This window comes from Lujinxingia sediminis, assembly GCF_004005565.1.
GTDB lineage: Bacteria > Myxococcota_A > Bradymonadia > Bradymonadales > Bradymonadaceae > Lujinxingia > Lujinxingia sediminis.
On record NZ_SADD01000002.1, the window covers coordinates 366,351 to 391,236 of the forward strand.

Genomic DNA, 24,886 nt, shown 5'->3' on the forward strand with positions numbered 1-24,886 from the left:
AGGTCACCCCTCAACCGCATCATGGCCTCACCTGGGACGACCCTCGGTCATCCTCACACCATGACCGTAGGTCGCCTCTCAACCGCATCATGGCCTCACCTGTGACGACCCTCGGTCATCCTCACACCATGACCGTAGGTCACCTCTCAACCGCATTATTGCCTCACCCGTGACGACCCTCGGTCATCCTCACACCATGACCGTAGGTCACCTCTCAACCGCATCATGGCCTCACCTGTGACGACCCTCGGTCATCCTCACACCATGACCGTAGGTCACCTCTCAACCGCATCATGGCCTCACCTGTGACGACCCTCGGTCATCCTCACGAACTGCCAGAACTCACCCAACCACCATGACCGTAGGTCACCTCTCAACCGCACAACTAACTCACCTGCGACGATCCACGGTCATCCCCACACCTCGCGACATCCCCTTAAAGCCCCCCTCACCTCCCGCACTTGCCCCCGTCTCGATTCGTCCCCACGTTCAACGCGCTCACCCTCCTCTCGACCCCGGAGCGCTCCGATGCACCCTCTTCACCTCCTGCGAAATATCTTCGTCTCAAGCGTGTTTCTTGTCTCCGCGGGAGCCTGCGCCTCTACCTCCCGTGCCGATGAGGAGCCCGCCCCCCCTCCTCCCTACACCGACCCCTGGGAGGGAGTCCCTCAACCCGACGTCGACGAAGACCCCGCCGATCAAGAGCCCGAACCCGACCCCGACCACCCCATAGAGGTCGAGCCCCTTGAGGGCCCATAACGCCTCACAATCCTCCCCACCAGGCCTGCCGATGTACCGCTCGCCATACCCCTCCCTCGCCATGCTTTTGCCCCTGGCGATGCTGTTCATGAGCCCCACCCTGGGAGCCTGCGCTACAGCCTCAACGACCGGCGCCCAGGCCGAAAAGCAAGCCGAAGAGCCCACGAGAAAACGTCGGCGCTTCTACGACCCCTGGGGCCAGCCCTTTGAGGAAAACACCCCCGACGACTCTCCGCCTCAGATCGAGTACGAAGAGCCCGACGAGCTCTAAGCGCTCCTCCGCCTCAGTCTCAGTCCTCGATCCCGTACTCCTTCATCCGCCGCCACAGAGTGGTGCGGCTGACACCCAGCGCGGCGGCAGCATCTTCGCGGCTGCCCCCTGCCGCCCTGAGCGCCGCCACGATCTCCTGGCGTTCGCTGCGCCCGCTCTCCCCACCGTTGCGCTCCACCTCCCGGCTGTCCACCGGCCCCTCGCCACGCAGCTCCGGCGGAAGGTCCTCGTACGCCAACACCTCTCCCTCCCCGACCACAAAGGCGTACTCGATCACGTTACGAAGCTCCCGCACATTTCCCGGCCACCCGTAGCTCTGCAGCGCCTCGAATGCCTCCTCGCTCAACCCCTCAATGCGCCGTGGCATCCCCTCCCGCGCGTTGAACTCCTCGATGAAGTGCCACACCAGGAGTTCAATATCGCCATGACGCTCCACCAGAGGCGGCAAAAAGATCGGAACCACCCGCACCCGATACATCAGATCCTCGCGAAAACGCCCCTGCTCCACCTCCCGACGAAGCGCCTTATTCGTCGCCGAGATCAGACGCACATCCACCTTCACCGCGTCCGTTCCCCCCACCGGCACAAAGCGCTGCTCCTGCAGCACGCGCAACAACCTGGCCTGCACCTCCAGCGGAATCTCAGCGAGCTCATCGAGAAACACGCTCCCACCATCGGCCAGCGCAAAGAGCCCTCGCCGGTCTTTGACCGCCCCGGTGAACGCCCCCCGCACATGCCCGAAAAGCTCGCTGGCCAGCAGCTCCGAGTTGAAACTCGCGCAGTTCACGGCCCGAAACGCACGCCCTTTTCGCGGCGAGAGTTCGTGAATGGCCCGCGCCACAAGCTCCTTGCCGGTGCCCGTCTCCCCGCGTACCAGCACGCTTACATCGGCCCGGGCCACACGCTCCAACAGCCCGAAGAGCTCCTCCATCTGAGGGGCCCCGCTGATCATCCCGAAAAAGTTCCTTCCCCGTCGCTGCGGCCGCTTGATCATCCTCGTCTCACCCTTTGCTCAGACCGAGTTTCATGTACGTTGCATCCGTTGCACCATGTTTCGTTTCAACACTTAAACGATTTCGAAACAATAGTGGAACAAAAAACCCCTCACGGACCTTCATTTTCTCAGGCGGATCCCCGAATCACCGCATAAAATAAGCGCATGCTCATTTTTTCGTCACATTGGCACGCATCTGGCAATTAGTAGAGTTCGACAACGCCTCGAAGGCGAACACACTCAACTCGGAGGTTTCGCATGACCATCAAAACCCGGCCTTTTTATGATGCTCGCACCAACACCCTGACCTACGTCGTCTACGACCCCGAGACCCGCGACGCGGTGCTCATCGATCCGGTTCTCGACTACGAACCCCACGCATCAGCGATGTGGACCGAGTCGGCCGACCACGCCGTTAACTTCCTCAAAGAGCAAAAGCTCACCCTCCACTACATCCTGGAGACCCACGCCCACGCCGATCACCTCTCCGGTGCCCAGCACGTCAAAGTCCACTTCCCCAAAGCTCGCCTGGCCATCGGCGCCCGTATCACCGAGGTCCAGCAGCTCTTTAAAAAGGTCTTCAACCTCCCGGACGACTTCCCCACCGACGGCAGCCAGTTCGACCTGCTGCTCGAAGAGGGCGAGGTCCTGGAGGCGGGCTCGCTGAAGATCGAAACGATCTACACCCCCGGACACACCCCGGCCTGCTCCACCTACCGGATTGACGACGCCATCTTTACCGGTGACACGATCTTCATGCCCGACTTCGGCACCGGCCGCTGCGACTTCCCCGGCGGCTCCAGCCAGGCGCTGCACCACTCCATCACCGAAAAGCTCTACAAACTCCCCGATGAAACCCGCGTCTTTGTCGGCCATGACTACCAGCCCACAGGCCGCGAGGTGCAGTTCATGAGCACCATTGCCGAGCAGAAAGCTAACAACGTGCAGCTTCCCGAGGGACGCTCCGAGGAGGATTTCGTGGCGATGCGCGACTCCCGCGATAAGACCCTCGCAGCGCCGAAGCTTCTCCTGCAGAGCCTGCAGGTCAACATCGACGCCGGCTCCCTTCCCCAGCCCGAAGATAACGAAAAGCGCTACCTGCGCATCCCCGTGAACGTCTTCCGCCCGGCCTCCACGCCGGATGCCGACCTGACCCTCGAGGAGGTCTGATCTCATGGTTGTCGAATTTACCCCCATCAGCGCCGCCCTCGGCGGCATCATCATCGGCCTTGCCGCCACCCTTCTTCTGGCCACCGAGGGTCGCATCGCCGGCATCAGCGGCATCCTTGCCGGCCTTTTTAAAGGCGGCTCCGACAAACTTGGCGCGCTGCCCTGGCAGGCCTTCTTCGTCGCAGGCATGGTCGGCGGAGGCATCCTGCTCCGCTTCCTCGCCCCTGAACTCGTCGCCACCGACGTGCAACTCAGCGCGGCGTGGCTCATCCCTGCCGGCCTTATCGTCGGCGTAGGCACGCGCGTCGGCAACGGATGCACCAGCGGACACGGCGTCTGCGGACTCTCCCGCTTCTCGGCGCGCTCCCTGGTGGCAACCCTCTCCTTTATGGCTGCCGCCATGATCACCGTCTTCATTACCCGCACCCTGGCCGTTGGAGCGTTCGGATGATTCGACACATCGCTATCGCCCTCTCCGGGCTTATCTTCGCCATCGGGCTGGGCGTCTCCCAGATGACTCGCCCCGAAAAAGTCCTTGGCTTTCTCGACATCTTCGGCAACTGGGACCCCTCCCTGGCCTTTGTGATGGGTGGCGCCGTGCTGGTCTACACCATCAGCTACCCCCTCATCTCCAAACGCCATCGTCCCCTCTTTGCGCCGCGCTTCTACCTGCCCACGCGTAAAGACATCGATAAGCGCCTGGTCATCGGTGGTGCGCTCTTCGGTATCGGCTGGGGCCTGGCCGGCTTCTGTCCCGGCCCCGCCCTGACCACCGCCTCCGGCGGCTTAACCTCCGCCCTGATCTTTGTGCCCGCCATGCTCGTCGGAATCCTTGTCGCCGACCGATTCTTTGCACCGAAAACCGCATGATGCAGCGCTGATCATCGGACGATGATGACCGCCATACCCCGGCCCGGATCCTCAACCTGAGGATTCGGGCTTTTTTTTATGACACAGGCATTCTTGTGCTTCGCTGGCATCACGTTTGCTTTACACAAGGAGACTCGCCGGACTTGCCCGGCGCCTCCCCCACGGAAACACCTCTTCCTACGGAGCACACGATGAGCGGCAACCCTTACTTCTGGCTCCCCCTGACCCTGGCCATCGGCCTGCTGACGGCCTGCTCCGGGGAGTCTGACCCCGTGCTTAAGACCTTTGAGAACGAGGGCGAGGTCTGCCTCAACCGCTTTAGCTTCGCTGATGATGCGTCGCTTGAGGTGGAGACTCCCATCGAGGTGATCGTCGAGCTCCCGGGCTGCCTCTCCTCGAGCTGCTCCTCCGACTCTCGGGCCTCCTGCCAGGTCGCGCTCGACGCGACCCACAACACCATCACCCTCACCTCGGAGGGCTCCTACCTGGACACCAGCACCGCGTATGGCAGCTGCACCGCTGACTGCGGCCTCCTCCACGCCGAGTGTGAAATCCCCGCCCTGCCCGAAGGTCAGTACACCCTGACCCACGGTCAGGATACCTACACCTTCACGGTCCCCTCCGAGCTCTCCGGATGCCTGGAGGCAAACGCCTCTTAAAGAGCATTGCTCCCCCGAGAGATGTCAATCTTCTGACATATCCACCTTAAATTTCTGAAGGGTTCACCATGCTTTCTACCCGCCGCCTCGCCATCAGCCTGCTCGCTCTCCCCCTCATCGTCGCCTGCAGCGAGGCGAACGAGGACCCCGAGCACATCACCTTTGAGAACGAAGGCACCGTCTGCCTGCACCTGGCCGACGACCCGCAGGACTACAGCGAGCGCCAGATCCCCTCGCTCAGCGTCACCCTGCCGGTCTGCCTCTCATCGAGCTGCTCAAAAGCTCCGCAGGCAAGCTGCCAGGCCAGCGTCGAGGGCACCACCATCACGCTCACCTCCTCCGCCTCTTACCTCGACACCAGCACCGCCGGAGGTGCCTGCACCGACGACTGCGGCCAACTCCAGGCCACCTGCGCCATCCCCGCGCTGGAGCCCGGCGAATACACCATCAACCACGGCGATGAGAGCTTCACGCTTCAGGTCGACGCCGCACAAACCCCCACGGTCTGCCATGGCGAGCAGCGTTTTTAACTCTGCCCGGCTTCCCAACGACCGTGGGTCACCTCTCAACCGCATAAACAGGGCATCTGATGCGACCCTCGGTCACCTTCAAACACGACCCTCGGTCACCTGCTACGACGGCATCAAAATGACCGTGGGTCACCTCTCAACCGCATAAACACGGCGTGAGATGCGACCTACGGTCACCTTCAAACACGACCCTCGGTCACCTCCTGACAGAGCATCAAAATGACCGTGGGTCGCTTCTCAACCGCTTAAACACGGCGTGAGATGCGACCTACGGTCACTTTCAAACACGATCCTCGGTCACCTCCTGACAGAGCATCAAAATGACCGTGGGTCGCTTCTCAACCGCTTAAACACGGCGTGAGATGCGACCCACGGTCATTACCCCCCAACGATGATCTGAGCTCAGCGCTTACGCACCGCCGCGCCGGTCGAGAGCATGATCAGCACATTGGAATCTTCGGGTTCAATGCGCTCGGTATGGCTCTGCTCCAGGTACACAAACGCGCTGGTGCGCTCCTCGGGCAGATACTCCGTCAACTCGGCCGGAATCACGTAGCGCCCGTTGTCGGCGACCTCACACACGATCGTCACATGCGAGCCATCCGCACCGCGGGCGTCCACATCCAGACGCACCTCGGAAGCATCGGCGTTAGGCGTCCAGCTCAGCTCCATCGCTTCGCCCGGAGCGATGGGGTCGTGCGAAAAATCGGCGGGCGCGATCGTCTGAATGGTGCGGTTGAACGCCGGAAACTCCGCCTCGACCTCCCCCTCGGTGCCCGCGGAGATCACGCGCAGCTCCGCCTCTCGATCAAACAAAAACTGCCCCACCATCCCCGAGGGCGGCTGATAGCACGAGCCGAATTCGCTCGGCGTATACGCCGCCGGGTTGACCGGATTGAGCCCGACCAATGTGACCGGACCGGCATCATATGCCGTGATCTCCGGCGGCTCGCTGAGCCCCTCGCCATACACACGGCAGCGCTCCCCCTGGGCCAGCGCCACGCGCGGGAGGCTCCCGCTCGTCTCACTCGCGCTGGCGCACACCAGCACTCCCCGCTGCTCCGAGGCCAGCTCCCCATCCCGGTAGGACTGCAAGTCCTGGGTGTAGACCAGCAGCGTCGGCACCACTTCGCACTCCCCGCTGGTCTTGTTGGCCCGCTGCCCCGAGGGACAATCATCGGGCACCACCACATCGCCGGCGTCATCCTCCACATCGGCGTCGGGACCGATGTCGTTTTCCACATCGGCATCATCACCGACGTCCGAAATCACATCGCTGTCTTCCCCTCCGTCATCCTCCACATCGCCGGCGTCCCCGCCCGCGTCCGAGACATCCCCCACATCCTCCCCGCTTACGTCGTCCTGCCCCACATCCTCGCCACCACAGCCGGCCACCATCACCGCGCCGCTGAGTACCGCGGCCATCCACCACATCTTTTCTCGCATGCTCTACTCCGCGCTTTCCTCAAAAGTTGGTCGCCCCCCACGTCGAGGCCCAGCTTGCTACGCCCCGGTGAAATGTCAAGCACGCTCACCCCACCCTCAAATCCCCAAAAAGCACGACGCCTCAACAACTTAGACTCATAACCCAACCTACTCCTCGGCATCCTTCGGTCACACGGCATACGACCTTCGGTCACCTTCAATCACGGCCCTCGGTCACCTCAAAACCGCATAAACACTCGACCGCCGACGACCCTCGGTCACCTCCAGACATGACCCTGGGTCGCCTCCAAGCCGCATATTTACTGCTCCAACCATGACCCTGGGTCATCTCCAGCAACGACCCTCGGTCACCTCAAAACACGACCCTCGGTCACCTCAAAACACGACCCTCGGTCACCTCCAATCATGACCCTTGGTCACCTCCATAAACGACCCTCGGTCACCTCAAAACATGACCCACGGTCACCCCCATAAACGACCCTCGGTCACCTCAAAACCGCATATTTACTGATCCAACCATGACCCTCAGTCACCTCCAGCAACGACCCTCGGTCACCTCCAAGCCGTATAAACACTCGACCGCCGACGACCCTCGGTCACCTCCCATCTCCCTCCTTGAACAAAAAGATCTAGACCCTTCGTCGATCCCGCCGCACCTTCTTCGACAAGCTATTAACCCACTCGCCCGGCCCCACTCGGGCCATCTTCTACACCCCAACGAAGGAGCACATCATGCGCGTGATGGTCATCGTCAAAGCTACTCCCAACTCCGAAGCCGGTACCATGCCCACCGAAGAGCAACTCACGGCGATGGGCAATTACAACCAGCAGCTCGTGGACGCCGGCGTGATGGTCGCCGGCGAGGGCCTGCACCCGAGCCGCAGGGGGGCGCGCGTGCGACTTACCGAGAGCGGCACCTCCGTCACCGACGGCCCTTTCGCCGAAACCAAAGACCTCATCGCCGGCTTCTGGATCTGGCAGGTCGACTCCATGGAAGACGCCATTGCCTGGGCTCGCCGCTGCCCCTCCCCCATGCCTGGCGAGGAGGCGGAGCTGGAGCTTCGCCCCATCTTTGAAGACGAAGATTTTGGCGAGGAGTTCACCCCGGAACTGCGCGAACAGGAGGCGCGTATGCGAGAAAAACTCCAGCAGAATCCGCCCTCCTGAACCGACGTGCGACCCCCTGTCGCATTGACCGTGGGTCGCCTCACACCCGCACTACACCTTGTGATCAGGCGACCCTGGGTCACCTCCAATCATGACCCAGGGTCATCTCAAAACACGACCCTCGGTCACCTCCAATCATGACCCTGGGTCACCTCCAATCACGACCCTCGGTCACCTCCAAACACGACCCTCGGTCATCTCCCAACCGCATAAACACTCGACCGCCGACGACCCTCGGTCACCTCCAAACACGACCCTCGGTCACCTCCCAACCGCATAAACACTCGACCGCCGACGACCCTCGGTCACCTCCAAACACGACCCTCGGTCACCTCCAATCATGACCCTCGGTCACCTCCAATCATGACCCTCGGTCACCTCAAAACATGACCCTCGGTCACCCCCAAACCGCATAAACACTCGACCGCCGACAACCCTCGGTCACCTCCCAACCGCATAAACACTCGACCGCCGGCAAACCTCGGTCATCTCCCTCCCCCGAAACCACAAGCCCGGCTGGCATCGCACCCACCTCCGTGCCAATCTTCACTCCCCACAGATCCCGCAACTTCCCCGCGCCAACCTGTGCCCCCACAGAACTCGCCACCGAGCCCACGATGCCCCACCTCCCTCAACCTCTACGCCAGACCGCCCTCCTCCTGCCCCTCATCGCCACCCTGACCCTGCTCAGCACCCCGGAGGCTGTCGCCCAGCCCACCTCCAACTCCCGCTGTCAGACCGTCGCCGCGATGCCCGCCCCCGGCGAGTTGTCGTCGCTGGTCGAGCGCCTCGACGCTGGCCACCCCACCCGAGAGTCCATGCAAACCCTGGAAGCGTGGCGCACCGGGGCCCTGGCCTCGTGCGAAGCCACTGGCGAGTTGCAAGACAACACGGACTTCAACGCCATGCGCCACCGCGCCGATTTTCTGCGCGAAGCCAGCGCCGCGCTGCCTCGCCAGGAAGACTACCACCGGCGCCGCCACGAGCTTCTCGACCAGGCCCTGGCCACGGGCGAACTCACCGAGGCCACCCTTGCCGGCCTTCGCACCGAGCTCGACTCCTGCTTCGACCCCACCTTTGCGAACCTTCCGGCCGGCGAAGGCGGCGCGGCCCAATTTCATGCCTGGAACACCCCCATCGAGCGCTGCTTCAGCGCCTTTGACATCGCGCTGCGCGACCACCTCAACGCCCGACCCTCCTCCGGCGCTCTTTTCTGGCTGCTGCTGACCGCCACACTCGCCCTCTCCACCGCCGGCGTGGGCATCGCTTACGCCAAACACCGCAAAAACGAGCGCCAGGCCCAGCTCTAACCCGAGCAATCGCATCCGAATCTGAACATCCGTTCAACATTTGTGATGAAAAACATGCCCTGAAGCACTGCTTTTTCGATGCGATGAAGCGCCCGAAGGCTCGCGAGCCTTTCGCGCCCTCATGGATGAAGAGAATCAAGGCTCGCGAGCCCTCCTCTCGCTCCTCCGATCCCGAAAAAAGGGCTCGCGAGCCTTTCGCGCCCTCATGGATGAAGAAAATCAAGGCTCGCGAGCCCTCCTCTCGCTCCTCCGATCCCAAAAAAAGGGCTCGCGAGCTCTCCTCTCGATCCTCCGATCCCGAAAAAAGGGCTCGCGAGCCTTCAACGCAACGTCCATCGTCAACGCCCGGAGCACCTGCACCTGCACCATCACCAGCTTGAGACCGAAACCGAGCACCTGCTCCATCACGAGCACCTGCCTGACCCCGATCGACGCCCGAACCTCGGAGCACGAGCCTCGCTGCGACCTGCCCTTTCGCGCCGAGGGTTTTCGCGGCATCATTCATCGCGAAGCCATCCAAGCTCGGCCCCGCACCCTGGCCGTCCGCCCGAAGTTCGCCGACGCAGCGCCTTAGCCTCTGGCGCGCACGTCGGCCTTATTTGAAAAACGCCGCTGATGAGGACTCCCATGCACCGCACCCACCTGCTCTGGCCCCTGGCGCTTAGCGCACTTCTTACGGCCTGCTCCGAGCCCGCCGACACCGAGACTCCCGACGCGGGTCTTCCAGACAGCTCCGAAGACGCTGGCTCCGACGCCGATACCGACACAGGGCCACTCCCCACCGCGCGCACCACCGACTGCGACGCGCTGATGCCCTCGTACTGCACGCTGCCCTGGCCCTCCAGCCTCTACCTTCAGGAGGACGAGAGCCGCCCCACCGGCTACACGCTGGACTTTGGCGCAGAGAGCCTCCCCAAAAGCCGCACCGGCCACATTGCCCCCGACGCCTACCGCCGCCTCGACGGCTACGGCCTGGGCACCCCCATCACCGTGCTCTTCCCCGACATCGACACCTCCCGGATGCCCGCCGAAGACTCCATTGAGCGCTCCCTCGAAGACGACGAGCGCCAGATCCTGCTTCTGCGCGTCACCGAGGAAGGCGTCGAACATGTGCCCTTCTGGGCTGAACTCGACTCCAAAGCCCCCTCTTCCGAGACACAGGTCCTCTACATCCGCCCGGCGGTGATCCTGGAGCTCAACAGCCACTACATCGTGGCCCTGCGCAACCTGCAGAACACCGAGGGGCAGCCCTTTGAGCCCTCCGATGCCTTTGAGGCTTACCGCACTGGCGAGGCCGCAGAGGATCCGGAGCTGGCCTGGCGCCAGCCCCGCTTCGATCGCCTCTTCGACATCCTCGAAGACGAAGGCGTCTCGCGCGACGAACTCACCCTGGCCTGGGATTTCCACACCGGAAGCTCCGAGAGCCTCCACGGCGATGTGCGCGCCATGGTCGACGATGCGCTCAGCGCCATCGACCAGACCCCGGTGGAATTCACCATCGATATTCTCACCGAAAACACCCCCGAGGAGCACCCGCACATCGCGCTGGACATCCTGGGCACCTACACCGTGCCCTCCTTTGTCACCCGCTCGGAGCGTGCTCCGGCCAAAGGCTTTCTGCTCAACCGCACCGACGAGGGCACCATCCTCCAGGACGGCACGCTGGAGGCCACCTTCTGGCTGCGCATTCCCCATTCTGCCCTCGACGGCACCCCCCACGGCCTTGTCACCTACGGCCACGGCATGCTCGGCAGCGGCGAAGAGATCACCTACGGCTCCAACGACACCGCGAAGATCGCCAACGAGAACAACCTGATCTTCTTCGCCACCTCCTTCTCCGGCTTCTCCTCCGACGACATCGCCCTGGCCAGCTCCGCGCTGCAGCACGCCACCTATTTTGAAGAGCTCGTCGACCGCATGCACCAGGGCATCGTCAACTACGCCGTGCTCACCCGCGCGATGCGCGAAGGACTCAGCGCGATCGATGAGCTCCAGCCCTTCAACATCGTCGTCAACCCCGATGAGCACTACTACATGGGCATCTCCCAGGGCGGCATCTTCGGGGCCACCTTCCTGGCGCTGACCCCCGACATTGAGCGCGGCCACCTGGGCGTACCCGGCATCAACTACGCCATGCTCATGGAGCGCTCGGTCAACTTTGGCACCTACTTCGCCTTTTTGAACCTGGGCTACCCCGACCGCGTCGACCAGGGCCTGACCATCGCCGCCATTCAACTGCTCTGGGACACCATCGACCCCATCAGCTACATGCGCCACATCCACCACGCCCCCTTCTTCGAAAGCAACAAGCGCGCCCTGCTCGCCCCGGCCAAAGGCGACTACCAGGTCGCCGTGGTCACCAACGAGATCGTCGCCCGCACCGACATCGGCATCCCCCTGATGGCGAACTACGACGTCGACCGCCAGCCCTACGCCGCCCCCACCACCTCCTACCCCCATGAAGGCTCCGGGGTGGTCCTCTACGACTTCGGAAACCCCTGGCCCGCCATCGGCCACCAGCCCCCCGAAGACGAATTCGGCGACCCCCACGGCCTTCCCCGCCGCCTCGAAGAGCACCAGCAGCAGATGATCGAGTTCTTCCGCACCGGCACCATCGTCGACGTCTGCAACAACGCCCCCTGCGTCTTCCCCCGCTGATCCTTTCAGCCAGCCCCCCAACACCACCGAAGGCCGGAGCTCGCTCCGGCCTTTTTTCATGCCCCCCCAACCCCAACACGCGCACCAAAAGCCGCCCTCACGAATTGACCAACATCGCCCCACAACACGCGCACCAAAAGCCGCCCCCACGAATCGACCAACACCGCGAACCACCGCGCCCCTCAACCACCCAACCACAAATCGCCCAACACCCGCGAACCACAGCGCCCCTCAACCACCCAACCACAACACGCGCACCAAAAGCCGCCCTCACGAATCGACCAGCATCGCGAACCACCGCGCCCCTCAACCACCCAACCACAAATCGCCCAACACCCGCGAACCACTGCGCCCCTCAACCACCTAACCACAAATCGCGCACCAAAAGCCGCCCTCACGAATCGACCAGCATCGCGAACTTCAACACCTTTGGGAAAGAGCCGCCGGCGCCTACCTTCTAAAAGCCTGCACAACCTTATCGAAACACCCGACGCCGAGGCCCCGATGAAGATCCTTCTGGCCACCGACCTCTCCCTGGAAGCCGAAAGCGCCGCACGCTGGGCCCTTGACCTGCGCGAGCGCATCCTCAGCTCCGAGCGCCCCGCGTCCCTGAGCGCCCTCTACGTCGCGCCCCCCGAGTATTACGCCATCCACGCCGGGGAGCGACTCTCCGAAAACCCCGATATCAACGCCCGTCAGACCCATCAGCTCCGCGACTGGTTGCGCACCTTAGACCCCCACACCGACGACATCGACATCCTCCTCGAAGAGGGCAAACCCGCCGCCGTCATCACCGACTACTGCACCAAACACCACGTCGACTGGCTCGTGCTCGGGACCAACGGAGCCGGCAGCATCAGCCGCGCCCTGCTCGGCTCCACTGCCATGAAGCTCGCCCACCGCGCCCCCTGCAAGACCGTGCTGGTGCAACCCGAACACGACACCCTGAGCGCGACGCCCCGGCTGAGCGTTGCCGTTGACTTTCTTCCCGGCTCCCAGGCCGCCCTCTTCAGCGGAGCACACCTGGCGCATCTGACCGGCGCGCAGCTCGATCTGGTGCATATTCTCCACGACACTCCCACCCCCACGCTCAACACAGGCCTGGTCAACTACCTCTCCCCTCAAGACATCGCGCAGCTCACCGAGCGCACCCGCGAAGGCCTGATTGAGCTCGGCGTCCAGGTCAAAACGCTCTACCCCGAGCTGACCTTCGCCTCCCACGTCTACACCGGCCCCACCGTCGCCACCCTCACCCACCACTGCGAGACGCAGCCCGTCGATCTTCTGATCCTGGGTAAAAAGAGCCGCTCCGCCCTTAAGGACCGCGCCCTGGGCTCGATCGCCAGCGCCATGGCTCGAAAACACCCCACCTCCTTGATGCTCGTGCCTCCTGAGGAACACCTCGACACCTGAGCGCGAAGCCCGCTCGGCTACACCTGCTCCGTCGACGCAGCCACCCTGGGACGCGTCGCCAGCGTCTTCAACTCCGGCGGCGCTTTCACCTCCAGGGTGACCTGCATGGCCAGCTCATGATGATGGTCGTCCATCTCAAGGGGGGCTGCAGCCGGAACCAGCTTCGCCCCGTGACGCTCCCACCACGCCTTTGCCTGCGCTGCATTCCAGCGATCGCTGGCCACGCACGCCTCCAGCGCCTCACAGAGCTCGCGCATCGTCGTTGGACGCTCACCAGCCTTGCGGCTCAAACACCGCATCACCAGATCTTCGAGATCCTTATCGAGCGCGCGCCCCACCACCTCGGAGGGCCGCACCGGATCTTCGTTGATCTGCTTGAGCATCACCTTCACCGCCGAACTGTCCTCATAGGGGTTCTGCCCGCAGAGCAGCACGTAGGCCACCGCCCCCAGCGCAAAGATGTCCACGCGCACATCATCGGCGCCCTGCCCCAGAATCACCTCCGGCGCCATAAAACCCGGAGAGCCCTGCAGGATGTCCTGACCTGTCAGCTGAACTTCGCGCGGAGCGTGAATGTCTTTCACAAGGCCGAAATCCAGCACTTTGACAAAATCCCCAAGCCCCCCGCGCTCGCCGACCACGATATTGCCCGGCTTGATATCCCGGTGAATCAACCCGGCCTCATGCGCCTCCTGCAACGCCCCGCACACCTGGCGCAACAGATAAATCGTACGCCCCTCATCGAGCGGCCCGCAGAAGTTCAGAAGCTCTAAGAGCGTCACCCCGCCGAGCAGCTCCATCGCATAGTAGAAGACCCCCTCGGTGGTTCGACCGTAGTCGTAGATCGTGATCGTGTTGGGGTGCTTCAGCTTGCAGGTCAACTGCACCTCTCGCTCAAAACGTCGCACCGACTCCCGGTCGTAGAGCTCCCCCTTGAGCAACTTCACCGCCGTGGGCCGCTGCAACATCGCGTGGCGAGCCCGATACACCGTGCCCATGCCCCCCTCCCCGATCTTCGTCTCCAGGGTATATTGCCCCAGACGCTGGGCCGCATCGATCACCTGCGCAAAGCGGCGCCGGTACGAGCGCGAGGTCCGCACCCCCACCAGCACCGCAAGTCCCAGCGCCAGCAGCGTCAGCCCCAGCGTCATGTTGCGCTGACGCTCGATCACCCCGGTAAAATCGGAGCGCGGCACCACCGTGGCGATCGTCAGCTCGCGCGGGCCAAGCCCCACCGCCCGAAACCCCGTCCAATAGCGCTCTCCCGAAGCCCGCACCTCCACGAGGTCCTGCCCGCTTCCCCCGTCACGCCACAGCTCCAGCGCCTCCTGCAACTCCCCCAGGCCCAACGCCGAGATCGACTTGAGCACATCAGCCCGAATCGCCTCCGCGGCCTCGTAGCGCCCGTTCGCCGGCAGGCCCATCACCGTCTCATCGCCGGCGAGTACGGCCACATAGCCGCGCTCGGTAGGGCGAATGCCGGTGGAGAAGGCCGAGACATCGCTGAGCATCACATCCAGCGCCACCACCTGCGCGCCTCCATCGGGCGCCTCAAAGCGCGTCGACGCGGTGATGCCCGGATCCCGGGTCGTAAAAAAGGTATAAGGCTCGGTCCAGTGCACCTGACGCACGCCGGCCGACATCGCCCCGATGTACCAGGGGCGTTTGCGCGTCTCGTAATCGCTCTTCTCCTCCCAGCGCTCCACCACCCTGCCATCGGCGTCGCGGCGCACCCAGCGCACCACATCGCCGCGCCTCTCCCGATCGACCAGACGGTTGACCCAGCCCTCCCCCTGCTCCAGGAGCAAATACTCGCGCCCCCGGGCGTCGGCGTAGAGCACCGAGGTCACCTGTTCAAGCCTTCGGAGCACGGGCATCAACCGCGCGTTCATCGCCTCGACATCACTCTCATCGAGGCTCAGCTCCCCCCCGGCTCCCCAGTCGGCAAGCACGTCCAGCTGGGTGGAGACCGGCCCAAAAAAGCGGTCGAGCTCGGCGTCGGCCCGCTCCACCGCCTGATCGATCGCCTGCTCCGAGAGCTCCTCAACCGCCCGGTACGAGCCGATCAAAAACACCATCGCCACCGCCCCGGCCGTCAGCAACGTGAGCAAGACGAGGTTGCGCACCAGCTGGTGCCGCAACGTTGTATCCCGCTTCCCCACGCCGATGTTCTCCAGGCGGCTCATCTCGCGCCTCGCAGCAATGGTGCTTCGTGGTACCGCTCAGACTCTCTTCAACCCCTCTTCCCACAACTCCAGATGCATATTGCGCCGCTGCTGACTCATCGCCGGCTTAAAGCGCGCATCTTCTTTCCACGTCTCCCGAATCGCGTTGAAATCACTGAATATCCCCGCACCCAGACCCGCCAGAAGCGCGGCCCCCAGCGCGGTGGTATCGGTCATTTTCGGACGCACAATCTCCCGATTCAAAAAGTCCGCCTGGAGCTGCATCAACAACCCGTTCGCACTCGCCCCACCGTCAACGCGCAACACCTTGAGCTCTTCGCCCAGATCCTGCTCCATCGCCTTGAGCAAGTCCACATTCTGCAGCGCGATAGCCTCCAGCGCGGCCCGTGCGATATGCGCCCGGGTCGTGCCCCGGGTCAGCCCCCAGATCACCCCGCGCGCCCCCGGGTTCCAATGCGGCGCGCCCAGTCCGGCCAGGCTCGGGATGAGCACCACCCCGTCGCTCGAATCCACCTTCCCGGCCAGCTCCTCGATCTCGGCGGCCGTCTCAAAAAAGCCCAGCCCGTCGCGCAGCCACTGCACCAGCGCGCCGGCGATAAACGCGCTTCCCTCCAGCGCATAGGTCATCTTCCCATCGATCTTCCAGGCCGCCGTCGAGAGCAGACGATGCCGACTCATCACCGGCTTATCGCCCGTATTCATCAGCAAAAACGCCCCGGTCCCATAGGTGCATTTCGCCTCACCCGGCCGGTAGCAGACCTGCCCGAAGAGCGCCGACTGCTGATCGCCGGCCATCCCGCAGATCGGCGTCCCATCGGCCAGCCCCTCAATGCCCTGAACATGGCCGTAGACCTCGGCGTTGCCCACGATCTCGGGAAGCATCGCCCCCGGTACCCGAAAAAGCTCCAGCAGGTCCTCGTCCCACTCCCCGGTATGCAGATTCATCAAGAGGGTGCGCGAGGCGTTGGAGACGTCGGTGGCATGCACCTTACCCCCGGTCAGCCTCCAGAGCAGAAAGCTGTCGATCGTCCCGAATTTGAGTTCGCCACGCTCCGCGCGACGTCGCGCCCCGCCTACCTGATCGAGGATCCACTCGATCTTTGTGCCCGAAAAATAAGGGTCGAGAATCAACCCGGTGCGCTCGCGCACCATCGGCTCATGCCCGTCGTCGGCCAGCTGCTGAATCCGCCCCCGGGTGCGGCGATCCTGCCAGACAATCGCGTTATGAATCGCCTCGCCAGTCTTACCATCCCAGACCACCGTCGTTTCACGCTGGTTGGTGATGCCCACCGCCACAATCTCTTCGGGCCGCACCCCGGCCTGCGCCACTGCCGCCTTGATCGTGTTGCAGGTCGAGCGCCAGATCGCCTCCGGATCGTGCTCCACCCACGACGGTTTGGGAAAGATCTGCTCAAACTCCTCGCTCACTCGTCCCACAACCTCAAGCGAGTCATCCATAATGATGACCTTTGTTCCCGTCGTACCCTGATCGATGGCGCAGATATAACTCGTCATACTCTCCCCGCGTCGCGGTTATCCAAACGTTCCCAAAAAGCTTTTAGGGCGCCGTGGGCCAGCGTTGATCTCACGTAGATCGCGGCATCGCGCACACCTCGTGCGGCGTGGCGAAGCCCCGACGATGTCTGGCCCGTCGCCCACGTTTTGCGCTTTGCCAGATTTCATCACGCTTGTCCTCGCATCCAACGGCATCAACTTCTGCTCATGGCTTATGGCGTTTATAAGGGATTCAATCTTACCAGCTGGCCGCTCCTCTGACTATGAAAGCGCCGCCTCACCCCACATAAAAACGCCCCCCGAATTCACTGAACTCGAGAGGCGACGACTCACACGCATCCGGCATCACCAGGATGCGATCGCTTATTTTGCGTCGGCGATCTCAAAACTCTCCGGGTGCTTGTCGCGCTGGCCCCGCAAATGGATCTTCTTCTCGAAGGTTTTCTCCAGATCCTGGATCGTCTTGCGCTCCGCGCTCAGCATATGCGAGACGACCTCGGAGTTGGCCTCCACGTAAATGTCTTTACTGGCGAAGGCACGCGCCTCTCGCCGGATCTCACGCACGATCTCGGCGCTCACCGTCTCGGCGCTCTTGACATGCCCTAAGCCCTTGCAGCGCTCACACGGGTCGCACATGTACTGGACCAGCGACTCCCGCACCCGCTTGCGCGTCATCTCCACCAGACCGAACTCCGAGATGGCCAGCGAGTTGGTCGTCACCCGATCTTTTTTGAGCGCGGCCTCCAGCGTGCGGTAGACCTTCTCGCGGTTTCGGGCATCTTCCATATCGATAAAGTCGATGATGATGATGCCCCCGATGTTGCGCAGCCGCAGCTGGTAGACGACCTCCTCGGCCGCCTCCAGGTTCGTGCGCAAAATCGTCTCCTCAAGATCGGAGCCGCTCCCCACAAACTTGCCGGTGTTCACATCCACCGCGGTGAGCGCCTCGGTCTTATCAAAGACAAGGCTTCCACCGCTGGGCAGGGGCACCTCTCTGGCCAGCGCCCGGTCGATCTCCACCTCGATGCCGTACGCATCAAAGATGGGCTCATCGGCACCGTACATCTCAATATTATCGGCGAACGAAGGCATATAATGCTTCGTAAACCCGCTGACCCGCTTGTAGGCCTCTTCATCATCCACGATGAGCTTGCCCACATCGGTGGTGAAAAGGTCGCGAGCAGCCCGCAGGAGCAAGTCCGGCTCCTCGTTGAGCAGGTAGGGCGCCTTGACCTGATTGGCCTTATCGAGGATGTCGGTCCACAGCTTGACCAAAAGCTGCATATCGCGCACCAGCTTATCTTCACTGATGTTCTCGCTGACGGTACGCACGATAAAGCCGGTGCCCGGCGGTCGATTCTCCTCGACGAGCTTGCGCAACCGCTTGCGCTCCTTCTCCGACTCAATCCTCCGGCTGATTCCCACATGCGAGACCGTGGGCATAAACACCACGTAGCGCCCCGGAAGCGAGATATGCCCGGTGAGCCTGGCACCCTTGGTACCCATCGGCTCCTTGGCCACCTGCACCAGAACCTCCTGCCCCTCCTTGATGCAGTCGGAGATGTTGATCTTGCGGCTGATCTTGCCGCGGGAGGGCGGCGGCCACTGATCGCCGTCTTCTTCCAGAAGGTTGATATCCTTCTCAAAGTTATAGAAATCGCTTACGTGCAGAAAACCCGCTTTCTCCTGGGCCACATCCACAAACGCCGCCTGCATCCCGGGAAGCACGCGCAACACCTTCCCCTTATAGATGTTGCCGGCCACCCCGCGGTCGCGGCGGCGCTCCATATAGATTTCGCTCAAGAGCCCGTCCTCGATCAGCGCCACGCGCGTCTCGGAGCGGGTCGAATTGACCACCAGAATGTTGGACATGTCACCTCATCGCGAACCCCCGCGTGTCCTCGATCATCTCACCGGCAAGCCGTCCTCCTCGAAAGCGTCCGCGTCCTCCAAAAGGTCGCCGACCACCGCCGAGAAGACGCACCGCCACCGGGCGTCGATCACGACACACAAAAGCTCGTCTCTATCGGGTTGAATCGCGCTCAAATCGTCAAATTTCGCTCGGGCGTCCCGAAACACTCGCCGGCCCAGGCCCGCTCTTCACCTGCCTGACCGGCGCCCTCTCCGGGGCCCTTAACACCTTGAAAAACGTTGATAAACTCGCTGCTCACAGCCCCCGAAATCACCTCATCCGGAACGCCGGAAGGCATGCCACAGCGCGCTCTTCTCTTCACCCCGAGCTATATCACAGCCCCAGATCGCCGACTAGCCACGATCCTTTTGCCCTACTTTTTTGCCACCTCTGGAGTAACGCTTAACCAGGCGGAGAGCCCTCGCCACGCCACAACGCCCGATATCTCCCCGAAATCAACGCTGGCACGCCATCTGCATTACGCTCTCCCACCTGAGACGGAGCGGCGAATGTTCCCCAACACTCCAGAGCGCTCCCGGGTTTGCGACGGGCACCCCGCTCCCCACGGGGTGCCCGCGCCTTTTCTTGTTTTTTTAATGACAAAATAACGACCGCCCCCAGAGCTCCACCTCCCTTTTTACGCCCCCCCCCAAACCCGAGCGCATCCAGCGCCGGGGCGCTCGCCGTCCCTGCATACGAAAAGATCCGAGCGCATCCAGGGCAAAGTCCAGCAAGGAGCAAGGAGGAAGCTGTGGCAGCGCCACCGCGACGACGCAGCGACGACGCTGGCTTTGTCCTGGGGCGCTCGGCAGCGCCGCTCGGCACTCCCGCATACGAAAAGATCCGAGCGCATCCAGGGCGGCGTCTGACAAGGAGGCAGGGATGAAGCTGTAGCAGCGCTACTGCGAATCCCTGTCGACGCCGTCAGCGTCGTCCTGGATGCGCTCGGCACACAGGCACTACTGTTGACAAGCGGCCAACAACCCCCTAAACATTGAAATTATCGTCATCGCGAATAGTTCGCCCCTCGACAGTGTTCATCTCCCACGAACACCTCGAAGCTCGCACGGGCCTGTCGCGCTCGTCGACGATCCAACACGCTTCAATCCTCCGCGCCGCCTCGCGCTGTGCTGCCCGCCATCCTCGGCGCAACGCCCACGCAAACGCATTTCGGCGCAACCCCCGCTCGACCGCCTCACTCCCCGTCTTCCACCCCAGATCCTACCCACGCGCCCCCATCACCGGCCCCCGACCTCATATGCACGGTCTTCTGCCCTGATCCTTCAAGGCGCCCCAGATCCCTCTCGTTTTCCCCACCCTTTTCTGATCCTGATCTGTCTATCTTCAAGACGCCCTCCCAAGGAGAACACCCCGATGAATCTGAAAGAACTCAAGGAGAAAAAGATCGGCCAGCTTACGCAGATGGCCAAAGAAGCCGGCATCGACGGCGCCGGCAACCTGCGCAAGCAAGAGCTGATCTTCGCCCTCCTGCAAACCCAGGCTGAAAAAGACGGTTCCATCCACGGCGAAGGCGTCCTGGAGATCCTCCCCGATGGGTTCGGATTCTTGCGCGCCCCGGACTACAACTACCTGCCCGGGCCCGACGATATCTACGTCTCCCCCAGCCAGATCCGCCGCTTTAACCTGCGCACCGGCGACACCGTCAGCGGCCAGATTCGCCCGCCCAAAGAGAGCGAGCGCTACTTCGCGCTGCTCAAGGTCGAGCAGGTCAACTTCCAGGATCCGGAGCACGCCCGCGAGAAGATCCTCTTCGACAACATCACCCCGCTCTACCCCGAAGAGCGCCTGCAGATGGAGACGGCCAAAGACGGCTTCTCCACCCGCATCATCGACCTGCTCACCCCCATCGGTAAGGGCCAGCGCGCGCTGATCGTCGCGCCGCCTCGCACCGGTAAGACCGTCCTGATGCAGGACATCGCCAACGCCATCGGCGACAACCACCCCGACGTGGTTCTCATCGTGCTGCTCATCGATGAGCGTCCCGAAGAGGTCACCGACATGCAGCGCTCGGTGCGCGGCGAAGTTGTGTCGTCGACCTTCGACGAGCCGGCCCAGCGCCACGTGCAGGTCGCCGAGATGGTCATCGAGAAGGCCAAGCGCCTGGTCGAACACAAGCGCGACGTCGTTATCCTCCTCGACTCCATCACCCGTCTGGCCCGCGCCTACAACACGGTGGTGCCCCCCTCCGGCAAGATCCTCTCCGGTGGTGTCGACTCCAACGCCCTGCACAAGCCCAAGCGCTTCTTCGGCGCGGCCCGTAACATCGAAGAGGGCGGCAGCCTCACCATCATCGCCACCGCGCTTATCGACACCGGTAGCCGCATGGACGAGGTCATCTTCGAAGAGTTCAAGGGCACCGGTAACTCCGAGCTGCACCTGGACCGCAAGCTCATGGAGAAGCGCATCTTCCCCTGCCTGGACATCAACCGCTCGGGCACGCGCAAAGAAGAGCTGCTTATGGAAGACAGCCAGCTCAACCGCGTCTGGATTCTGCGCCAGCTTCTGCACCCGCTCAACGTGGTCGACTCGATGGAGTTCCTCATCGACAAGCTCGGCAAGACCGACTCCAACGCCGACTTCCTCCAGTCGATGAGCGGCTGATCCTTGACGTAACCCCCTGAGAACGCCCCGGAGCTTCTGTGCTCCGGGGCGTTCTCATTGCACTGACCTCCCCCCCTCTCTGATTGTTGGGCCTGAGCCGAATCCCATGTTCGAAAAACTCAAAGAAGTCGAGGCGCGCTACCACCAGCTCAACAGCCAGCTGGCCGACCCCGAGGTTGCCTCCGACCCCAACACCTTTCGAAAGATCGCCAAAGAGCAGGCGCTTCTCCAGGAGGTGGTCACCACCTTCCAGCGCTACCAGAGCGTCGAAGACGAGATCGCCGAGAACCGCGAGCTCCTCTTAGAAGATGATGATGACGCTATTAAACAGATGGCCAAAGTCGAGCTTGAGCGCCTCAATCCCGAGCTTGAGGCGCTGGCTCAGACGCTCAAACGCCTGCTGCTTCCCCGCGATCCTCTTGACGACAAAAACACCTACCTGGAGATTCGCGCTGGGACCGGTGGCGACGAGGCGGCGCTCTTCGCTGCCGACCTCTTTCGCATGTACGCGCGTTATGCGGAACGACTGGGCTGGAAGATCGAGATCGTCTCCACCAATGAGACGGATCGCGGAGGCTTTCGCGAGGTCATTGCGCTGATTGAGGGCGATAGCGTCTACAGCCGCCTCAAGTTTGAAGCCGGCACCCACCGCGTCCAGCGCGTGCCCGACACCGAGAGCCAGGGCCGCATTCACACCTCGGCGGTCACCGTAGCGGTGCTGCCGGAGGCGGACGACGTGGAGATCAACATCCAGGACAACGATCTCAAGATCGACGTCTACCGCTCCTCCGGCCCCGGCGGGCAGTCGGTCAATACCACCGACTCTGCGGTGCGCATCACGCACCTGCCCACCGGGCTTGTGGTGATCTGCCAGGATGAGAAGAGCCAGCATAAAAACCGCGCCAAAGCCCTGCGTGTGCTCCAGGCGCGGCTTCTGGAGCGGGAGCGCGAGGAGCAACGCCAGGAGATCGAGGCCGAGCGTCGCGGTCAGGTGGGCTCCGGCGACCGGTCCGAGCGCATCCGTACCTACAACTTCCCCCAGTCGCGCATTACCGATCACCGCATCGGCTTTACCACCCACCGCCTCGATGAAGTCTTGAGCGGAAACGTCGATGAGCTCATCGATCCGCTCATCGCGCACCATCAAGCTGAAGCGCTGCAGAACCTGGAGTAAGAAGCGCGGAGCCGGTCGCCGACGCTACTCCAGGCGACGTTTGATGCGGCCGCTGCTGCCGTCTTCAGCCTCGATGCGACCGGCCCAGGACACGCGCAGCTGCGAGCTTTTTTCGACCCCGGCGCGGTTGTCGACCATCGCCTCGGGCCAGCGCACATCGAGGATGAGCGGAAAGCTCGCCAGGGCCTCCTGGTTGCCCAGGCAAACCCCTCCGCCGGCCTCCCCGGCGACGTTCTCGGCGATCTTCACGTCTTCAATCACCACGCGAAACGGAAGCTCATAGCCCGGCTCACCGATGCGTTCGGCCAGCTCCCGATCCGGGACGCTGACGGCCAGCACCCCGCCGCCGCACTCGCCGGCGCGGTTCTTAAAGAGGCTGCAGCCCAGCATCACCTTCACGCTGGCGTTGATCGCGGCGATTCCGCCTCCGCCGCCAGCGGCCTGATTGGTGCTAAACACCACCGACTCAAACTTCGCCTGCCCGCCGCCGCGTACCAGCACCCCGCCGCCATGACCATCGCCGGCGCGGTTCTGACTGACCTCGCCACCGTCCACCTGCAGCATCGCGCGGCCCACAGCGGCGAGTCCGCCGCCATGTTCGGTGGCCAGGTTGTTGAGCACAGCCACATCATGTGATTTCACCAGCGCGGCCTTGCCATCGCGCCCGATCGCCACAATCCCCCCGCCCAACTCGGCGCGATTCTCAAAGATCATGCAGCGCCGCTCTCCGGTGGCTCGAATGACAAGACGCCCGCCCATCACTGCGATCGCCCCGCCGGCACCGCGCGCATCATTGCCATCAAACACCGTATCGACCACCCGGGCCAGCCCACCATCGAGCCCCAGCGCTCCTCCCCAGCCCCGGGTTGTCTCGCTGTCTTCCGACCCGCCAATGGCTCCCAGCGCGCGGTTGCGCTGCATCATGCAACGCTCCACCACAAGCGGTTTGGCGAGCTCTTCTGCCCAGATTGCGCCTCCCCGCCCCGCGCGGTTGCTATCAAAAATACTCGCGACGACCTTCACCACGCTGCGCCGGACGCGCAACCCGCCCCCGCGCTTGGCCGAGGCGTTGCCTTTCCACATACAGCCCACAAAGCTGATATCGCGCCCGGGCAACTCCTCACCGGCGTCCTGTACCTTGACCGCCCCCAATGAGAAGCCCTCAAAGGCGCAGTTGATCACCGCAAGCGCGCGACTTCCCATCACCTCCATCCCCCGCTGCGCCACGCCCTCGCGCCCCACCAGATAACATCCTATCACCCCCTGCGACTGCCCGGCGCGAATCTTCAGCGCGCAGCGTTCCTCACTCGGCGCAAGAATCGTCACCCGCTCCTCATGATCGGGCATCGCCTGGGCGCGTAACCATGCCAGCCGCGCATCAACGCTCTCCCCTCCCGGCATGCAATCGTTGACGATGACCACCCGGTCCGGCACCTCCAGCGCCTCCTGATAGACTCCGGGACGCACCCGCACCACCACCGCCTTCTTCTGCGTGACCACCTCCCCGAACGCTCGCCGCACGCCCTCGGCCAGCGAGGTGAAGGGCCGACGCATACTGCCATCCGACACCTCCCCCGGCTCGCCATCAAACGCACCATCGACATAGACCACGGGAGCAAGCTCCATGCCCGGCGGCACATAATAGTCGAGACGCTGCGCCTCCTCACGCACCTGCTGGCGAACCTCCTCTTCATACTTCGCGCGGCGCTTCTCGCCGGCCTCGTCATGCACAAAGGCCATCACCGACTCGCTGGCCCCCTCCTCGGCAAACACAACCTCGGCCGGTGGCTTGCCGAAGTCGAGATCCGCGCCAACCTCAATGGCCTCGGGCACCTCCTCGGAGCTGCCGGCGAGCATGTCGGCGCGCAACATCGGGGTGCGCCTCACCTCACGGCCCACATGCTCCACACGCCGCTCCAGCTCCTCGGCGTCTTCGGCGCGCTGGCGCGCCACATCCCGAAAGATCACGCCGACGCCCAGGCTGAGCATCCCACCGAAAAAATACAACGCGGCGCTGCCCAGCGGATGCTCGCTCACACACTGGCTCCAGCCAGCACTCTCCAGAGCCAGATACTCCGGCATCACCTCGGAGAGCCGTGCCGGCAACACTCCCAGGCTGCCCAGCCAACATCCCACCACCGGGATCAGGCCCACCGCCATCAGCAGGGCTCCCAGTCCCAGACAGCGCCACATCCACGCCCGCGCTCTCTGCTCCGCAACTCCCATCACT

Annotated in this window: 19 protein-coding genes; 13 read left to right on the top strand and 6 right to left on the bottom strand. The window is 63.2% G+C overall.

Annotated elements, in window-relative coordinates:
- The first annotated feature begins 528 nt into the window (after positions 1–528).
- Together EA187_RS07105 and EA187_RS20335 are read left to right on the top strand one after the other, a co-directional pair.
- The gene (locus EA187_RS07105; protein ID WP_127779769.1) at positions 529–759 is read left to right on the top strand and encodes a hypothetical protein; all 231 of its coding nucleotides are present in this window, start codon (positions 529–531) and stop codon (positions 757–759) included.
- A gap of 88 nt (positions 760–847) precedes the next feature.
- A complete protein-coding gene (locus tag EA187_RS20335) occupies positions 848–1,030 on the top strand; it encodes a hypothetical protein (RefSeq protein WP_164856080.1) in 183 nt (60 codons plus the stop codon).
- A 19-nt stretch (positions 1,031–1,049) separates the two neighbouring features.
- Here EA187_RS20335 and EA187_RS07115 read toward each other — a convergent pair whose 3' ends face one another.
- Positions 1,050–1,982 (bottom strand): sigma-54 interaction domain-containing protein, encoded by a 933-nt coding sequence (locus EA187_RS07115; protein WP_206524214.1) that lies wholly within the window; start codon positions 1,980–1,982, stop codon positions 1,050–1,052.
- 300 nt (positions 1,983–2,282) lie between these two features.
- Here EA187_RS07115 and EA187_RS07120 point away from each other — a divergent pair, with 300 nt between their 5' ends.
- The 5 genes from EA187_RS07120 to EA187_RS07140 all read left to right on the top strand — a co-directional run bounded on the left by EA187_RS07120 (position 2,283) and on the right by EA187_RS07140 (position 5,253).
- Positions 2,283–3,194, top strand: coding sequence for an MBL fold metallo-hydrolase (locus EA187_RS07120; RefSeq protein ID WP_127779775.1), 912 nt, complete (start codon positions 2,283–2,285; stop codon positions 3,192–3,194).
- A 4-nt stretch (positions 3,195–3,198) separates the two neighbouring features.
- On the top strand, positions 3,199–3,645 hold the full coding sequence (locus EA187_RS07125; protein ID WP_115606423.1) for a YeeE/YedE family protein: 447 nt from the start codon (positions 3,199–3,201) through the stop codon (positions 3,643–3,645).
- Positions 3,642–4,064, top strand: coding sequence for a YeeE/YedE family protein (locus EA187_RS07130; protein WP_115606420.1), 423 nt, complete (start codon positions 3,642–3,644; stop codon positions 4,062–4,064). The genes EA187_RS07125 and EA187_RS07130 overlap by 4 nt, the downstream gene beginning before the upstream one ends.
- A gap of 191 nt (positions 4,065–4,255) precedes the next feature.
- Entirely contained in the window at positions 4,256–4,723 is a 468-nt protein-coding gene (locus EA187_RS07135) for a hypothetical protein (protein ID WP_127779777.1), read from the top strand.
- Between the two features lie 68 nt (positions 4,724–4,791).
- Positions 4,792–5,253, top strand: coding sequence for a hypothetical protein (locus EA187_RS07140; RefSeq protein ID WP_127779779.1), 462 nt, complete (start codon positions 4,792–4,794; stop codon positions 5,251–5,253).
- A gap of 402 nt (positions 5,254–5,655) precedes the next feature.
- Here the strand turns inward: EA187_RS07140 and EA187_RS07145 are convergent, their stop codons facing one another.
- Positions 5,656–6,699 (bottom strand): hypothetical protein, encoded by a 1,044-nt coding sequence (locus EA187_RS07145; RefSeq protein WP_115606412.1) that lies wholly within the window; start codon positions 6,697–6,699, stop codon positions 5,656–5,658.
- A gap of 732 nt (positions 6,700–7,431) precedes the next feature.
- Here EA187_RS07145 and EA187_RS07150 point away from each other — a divergent pair.
- The 4 genes from EA187_RS07150 (at position 7,432) to EA187_RS07165 (ending at position 13,247) form a co-directional block, all read left to right on the top strand.
- Positions 7,432–7,866, top strand: a complete 435-nt coding sequence (locus EA187_RS07150) for a YciI family protein (RefSeq protein ID WP_127779781.1) — start codon at positions 7,432–7,434, stop codon at positions 7,864–7,866.
- 617 nt (positions 7,867–8,483) lie between these two features.
- Positions 8,484–9,176: a hypothetical protein gene (locus tag EA187_RS07155; protein WP_127779783.1), complete on the top strand. Its 693-nt coding sequence runs from the start codon at positions 8,484–8,486 to the stop codon at positions 9,174–9,176.
- 627 nt (positions 9,177–9,803) lie between these two features.
- Positions 9,804–11,834: a hypothetical protein gene (locus EA187_RS07160; RefSeq protein WP_127779784.1), complete on the top strand. Its 2,031-nt coding sequence runs from the start codon at positions 9,804–9,806 to the stop codon at positions 11,832–11,834.
- A gap of 504 nt (positions 11,835–12,338) precedes the next feature.
- Entirely contained in the window at positions 12,339–13,247 is a 909-nt protein-coding gene (locus EA187_RS07165) for a universal stress protein (protein ID WP_115607747.1), read from the top strand.
- A 17-nt stretch (positions 13,248–13,264) separates the two neighbouring features.
- On the opposite strand, the gene EA187_RS07170 is transcribed toward EA187_RS07165, so the two are convergent.
- The 3 genes from EA187_RS07170 to EA187_RS07180 form a co-directional block, all read right to left on the bottom strand.
- Positions 13,265–15,433 carry a protein kinase domain-containing protein gene (locus EA187_RS07170; RefSeq protein WP_127779785.1) on the bottom strand — a complete coding sequence of 723 codons (2,169 nt, stop codon included), beginning with the start codon at positions 15,431–15,433 and terminating at the stop codon, positions 13,265–13,267.
- Positions 15,434–15,469: 36 nt separating this feature from the next.
- Positions 15,470–16,948 (bottom strand): glycerol kinase GlpK, encoded by a 1,479-nt coding sequence (glpK, locus tag EA187_RS07175; protein WP_115607744.1) that lies wholly within the window; start codon positions 16,946–16,948, stop codon positions 15,470–15,472.
- 363 nt (positions 16,949–17,311) lie between these two features.
- A complete protein-coding gene (locus tag EA187_RS07180) occupies positions 17,312–18,820 on the bottom strand; it encodes an Rne/Rng family ribonuclease (protein ID WP_115607742.1) in 1,509 nt (502 codons plus the stop codon).
- A gap of 1,414 nt (positions 18,821–20,234) precedes the next feature.
- Here EA187_RS07180 and rho point away from each other — a divergent pair.
- Both rho and prfA read left to right on the top strand, forming a co-directional pair.
- On the top strand, positions 20,235–21,482 hold the full coding sequence (rho, locus tag EA187_RS07185) for a transcription termination factor Rho (protein ID WP_127779786.1): 1,248 nt from the start codon (positions 20,235–20,237) through the stop codon (positions 21,480–21,482).
- Positions 21,483–21,588: 106 nt separating this feature from the next.
- Entirely contained in the window at positions 21,589–22,656 is a 1,068-nt protein-coding gene (gene prfA, locus EA187_RS07190; RefSeq protein ID WP_115607738.1) for a peptide chain release factor 1, read from the top strand.
- Positions 22,657–22,680: 24 nt separating this feature from the next.
- On the opposite strand, the gene EA187_RS07195 is transcribed toward prfA, so the two are convergent.
- Entirely contained in the window at positions 22,681–24,882 is a 2,202-nt protein-coding gene (locus EA187_RS07195) for a hypothetical protein (protein WP_127779787.1), read from the bottom strand.
- Positions 24,883–24,886: the final 4 nt, after the last annotated feature.

Bases quoted from the DNA above. Each gene is read 5' to 3' on its own strand.
- EA187_RS07105 (WP_127779769.1), top strand. From the start codon at position 529: ATGCACCCTCTTCACCTCCTGCGAAATATCTTCGTCTCAAGCGTGTTT.
- EA187_RS20335 (WP_164856080.1), top strand. From the start codon at position 848: ATGAGCCCCACCCTGGGAGCCTGCGCTACAGCCTCAACGACCGGCGCC.
- EA187_RS07115 (WP_206524214.1), bottom strand. From the start codon at position 1,982: ATGATCAGCGGGGCCCCTCAGATGGAGGAGCTCTTCGGGCTGTTGGAG.
- EA187_RS07120 (WP_127779775.1), top strand. From the start codon at position 2,283: ATGACCATCAAAACCCGGCCTTTTTATGATGCTCGCACCAACACCCTG.
- EA187_RS07125 (WP_115606423.1), top strand. From the start codon at position 3,199: ATGGTTGTCGAATTTACCCCCATCAGCGCCGCCCTCGGCGGCATCATC.
- EA187_RS07130 (WP_115606420.1), top strand. From the start codon at position 3,642: ATGATTCGACACATCGCTATCGCCCTCTCCGGGCTTATCTTCGCCATC.
- EA187_RS07135 (WP_127779777.1), top strand. From the start codon at position 4,256: ATGAGCGGCAACCCTTACTTCTGGCTCCCCCTGACCCTGGCCATCGGC.
- EA187_RS07140 (WP_127779779.1), top strand. From the start codon at position 4,792: ATGCTTTCTACCCGCCGCCTCGCCATCAGCCTGCTCGCTCTCCCCCTC.
- EA187_RS07145 (WP_115606412.1), bottom strand. From the start codon at position 6,699: ATGCGAGAAAAGATGTGGTGGATGGCCGCGGTACTCAGCGGCGCGGTG.
- EA187_RS07150 (WP_127779781.1), top strand. From the start codon at position 7,432: ATGCGCGTGATGGTCATCGTCAAAGCTACTCCCAACTCCGAAGCCGGT.
- EA187_RS07155 (WP_127779783.1), top strand. From the start codon at position 8,484: ATGCCCCACCTCCCTCAACCTCTACGCCAGACCGCCCTCCTCCTGCCC.
- EA187_RS07160 (WP_127779784.1), top strand. From the start codon at position 9,804: ATGCACCGCACCCACCTGCTCTGGCCCCTGGCGCTTAGCGCACTTCTT.
- EA187_RS07165 (WP_115607747.1), top strand. From the start codon at position 12,339: ATGAAGATCCTTCTGGCCACCGACCTCTCCCTGGAAGCCGAAAGCGCC.
- EA187_RS07170 (WP_127779785.1), bottom strand. From the start codon at position 15,433: ATGAGCCGCCTGGAGAACATCGGCGTGGGGAAGCGGGATACAACGTTG.
- glpK (WP_115607744.1), bottom strand. From the start codon at position 16,948: ATGACGAGTTATATCTGCGCCATCGATCAGGGTACGACGGGAACAAAG.
- EA187_RS07180 (WP_115607742.1), bottom strand. From the start codon at position 18,820: ATGTCCAACATTCTGGTGGTCAATTCGACCCGCTCCGAGACGCGCGTG.
- rho (WP_127779786.1), top strand. From the start codon at position 20,235: ATGAATCTGAAAGAACTCAAGGAGAAAAAGATCGGCCAGCTTACGCAG.
- prfA (WP_115607738.1), top strand. From the start codon at position 21,589: ATGTTCGAAAAACTCAAAGAAGTCGAGGCGCGCTACCACCAGCTCAAC.
- EA187_RS07195 (WP_127779787.1), bottom strand. From the start codon at position 24,882: ATGGGAGTTGCGGAGCAGAGAGCGCGGGCGTGGATGTGGCGCTGTCTG.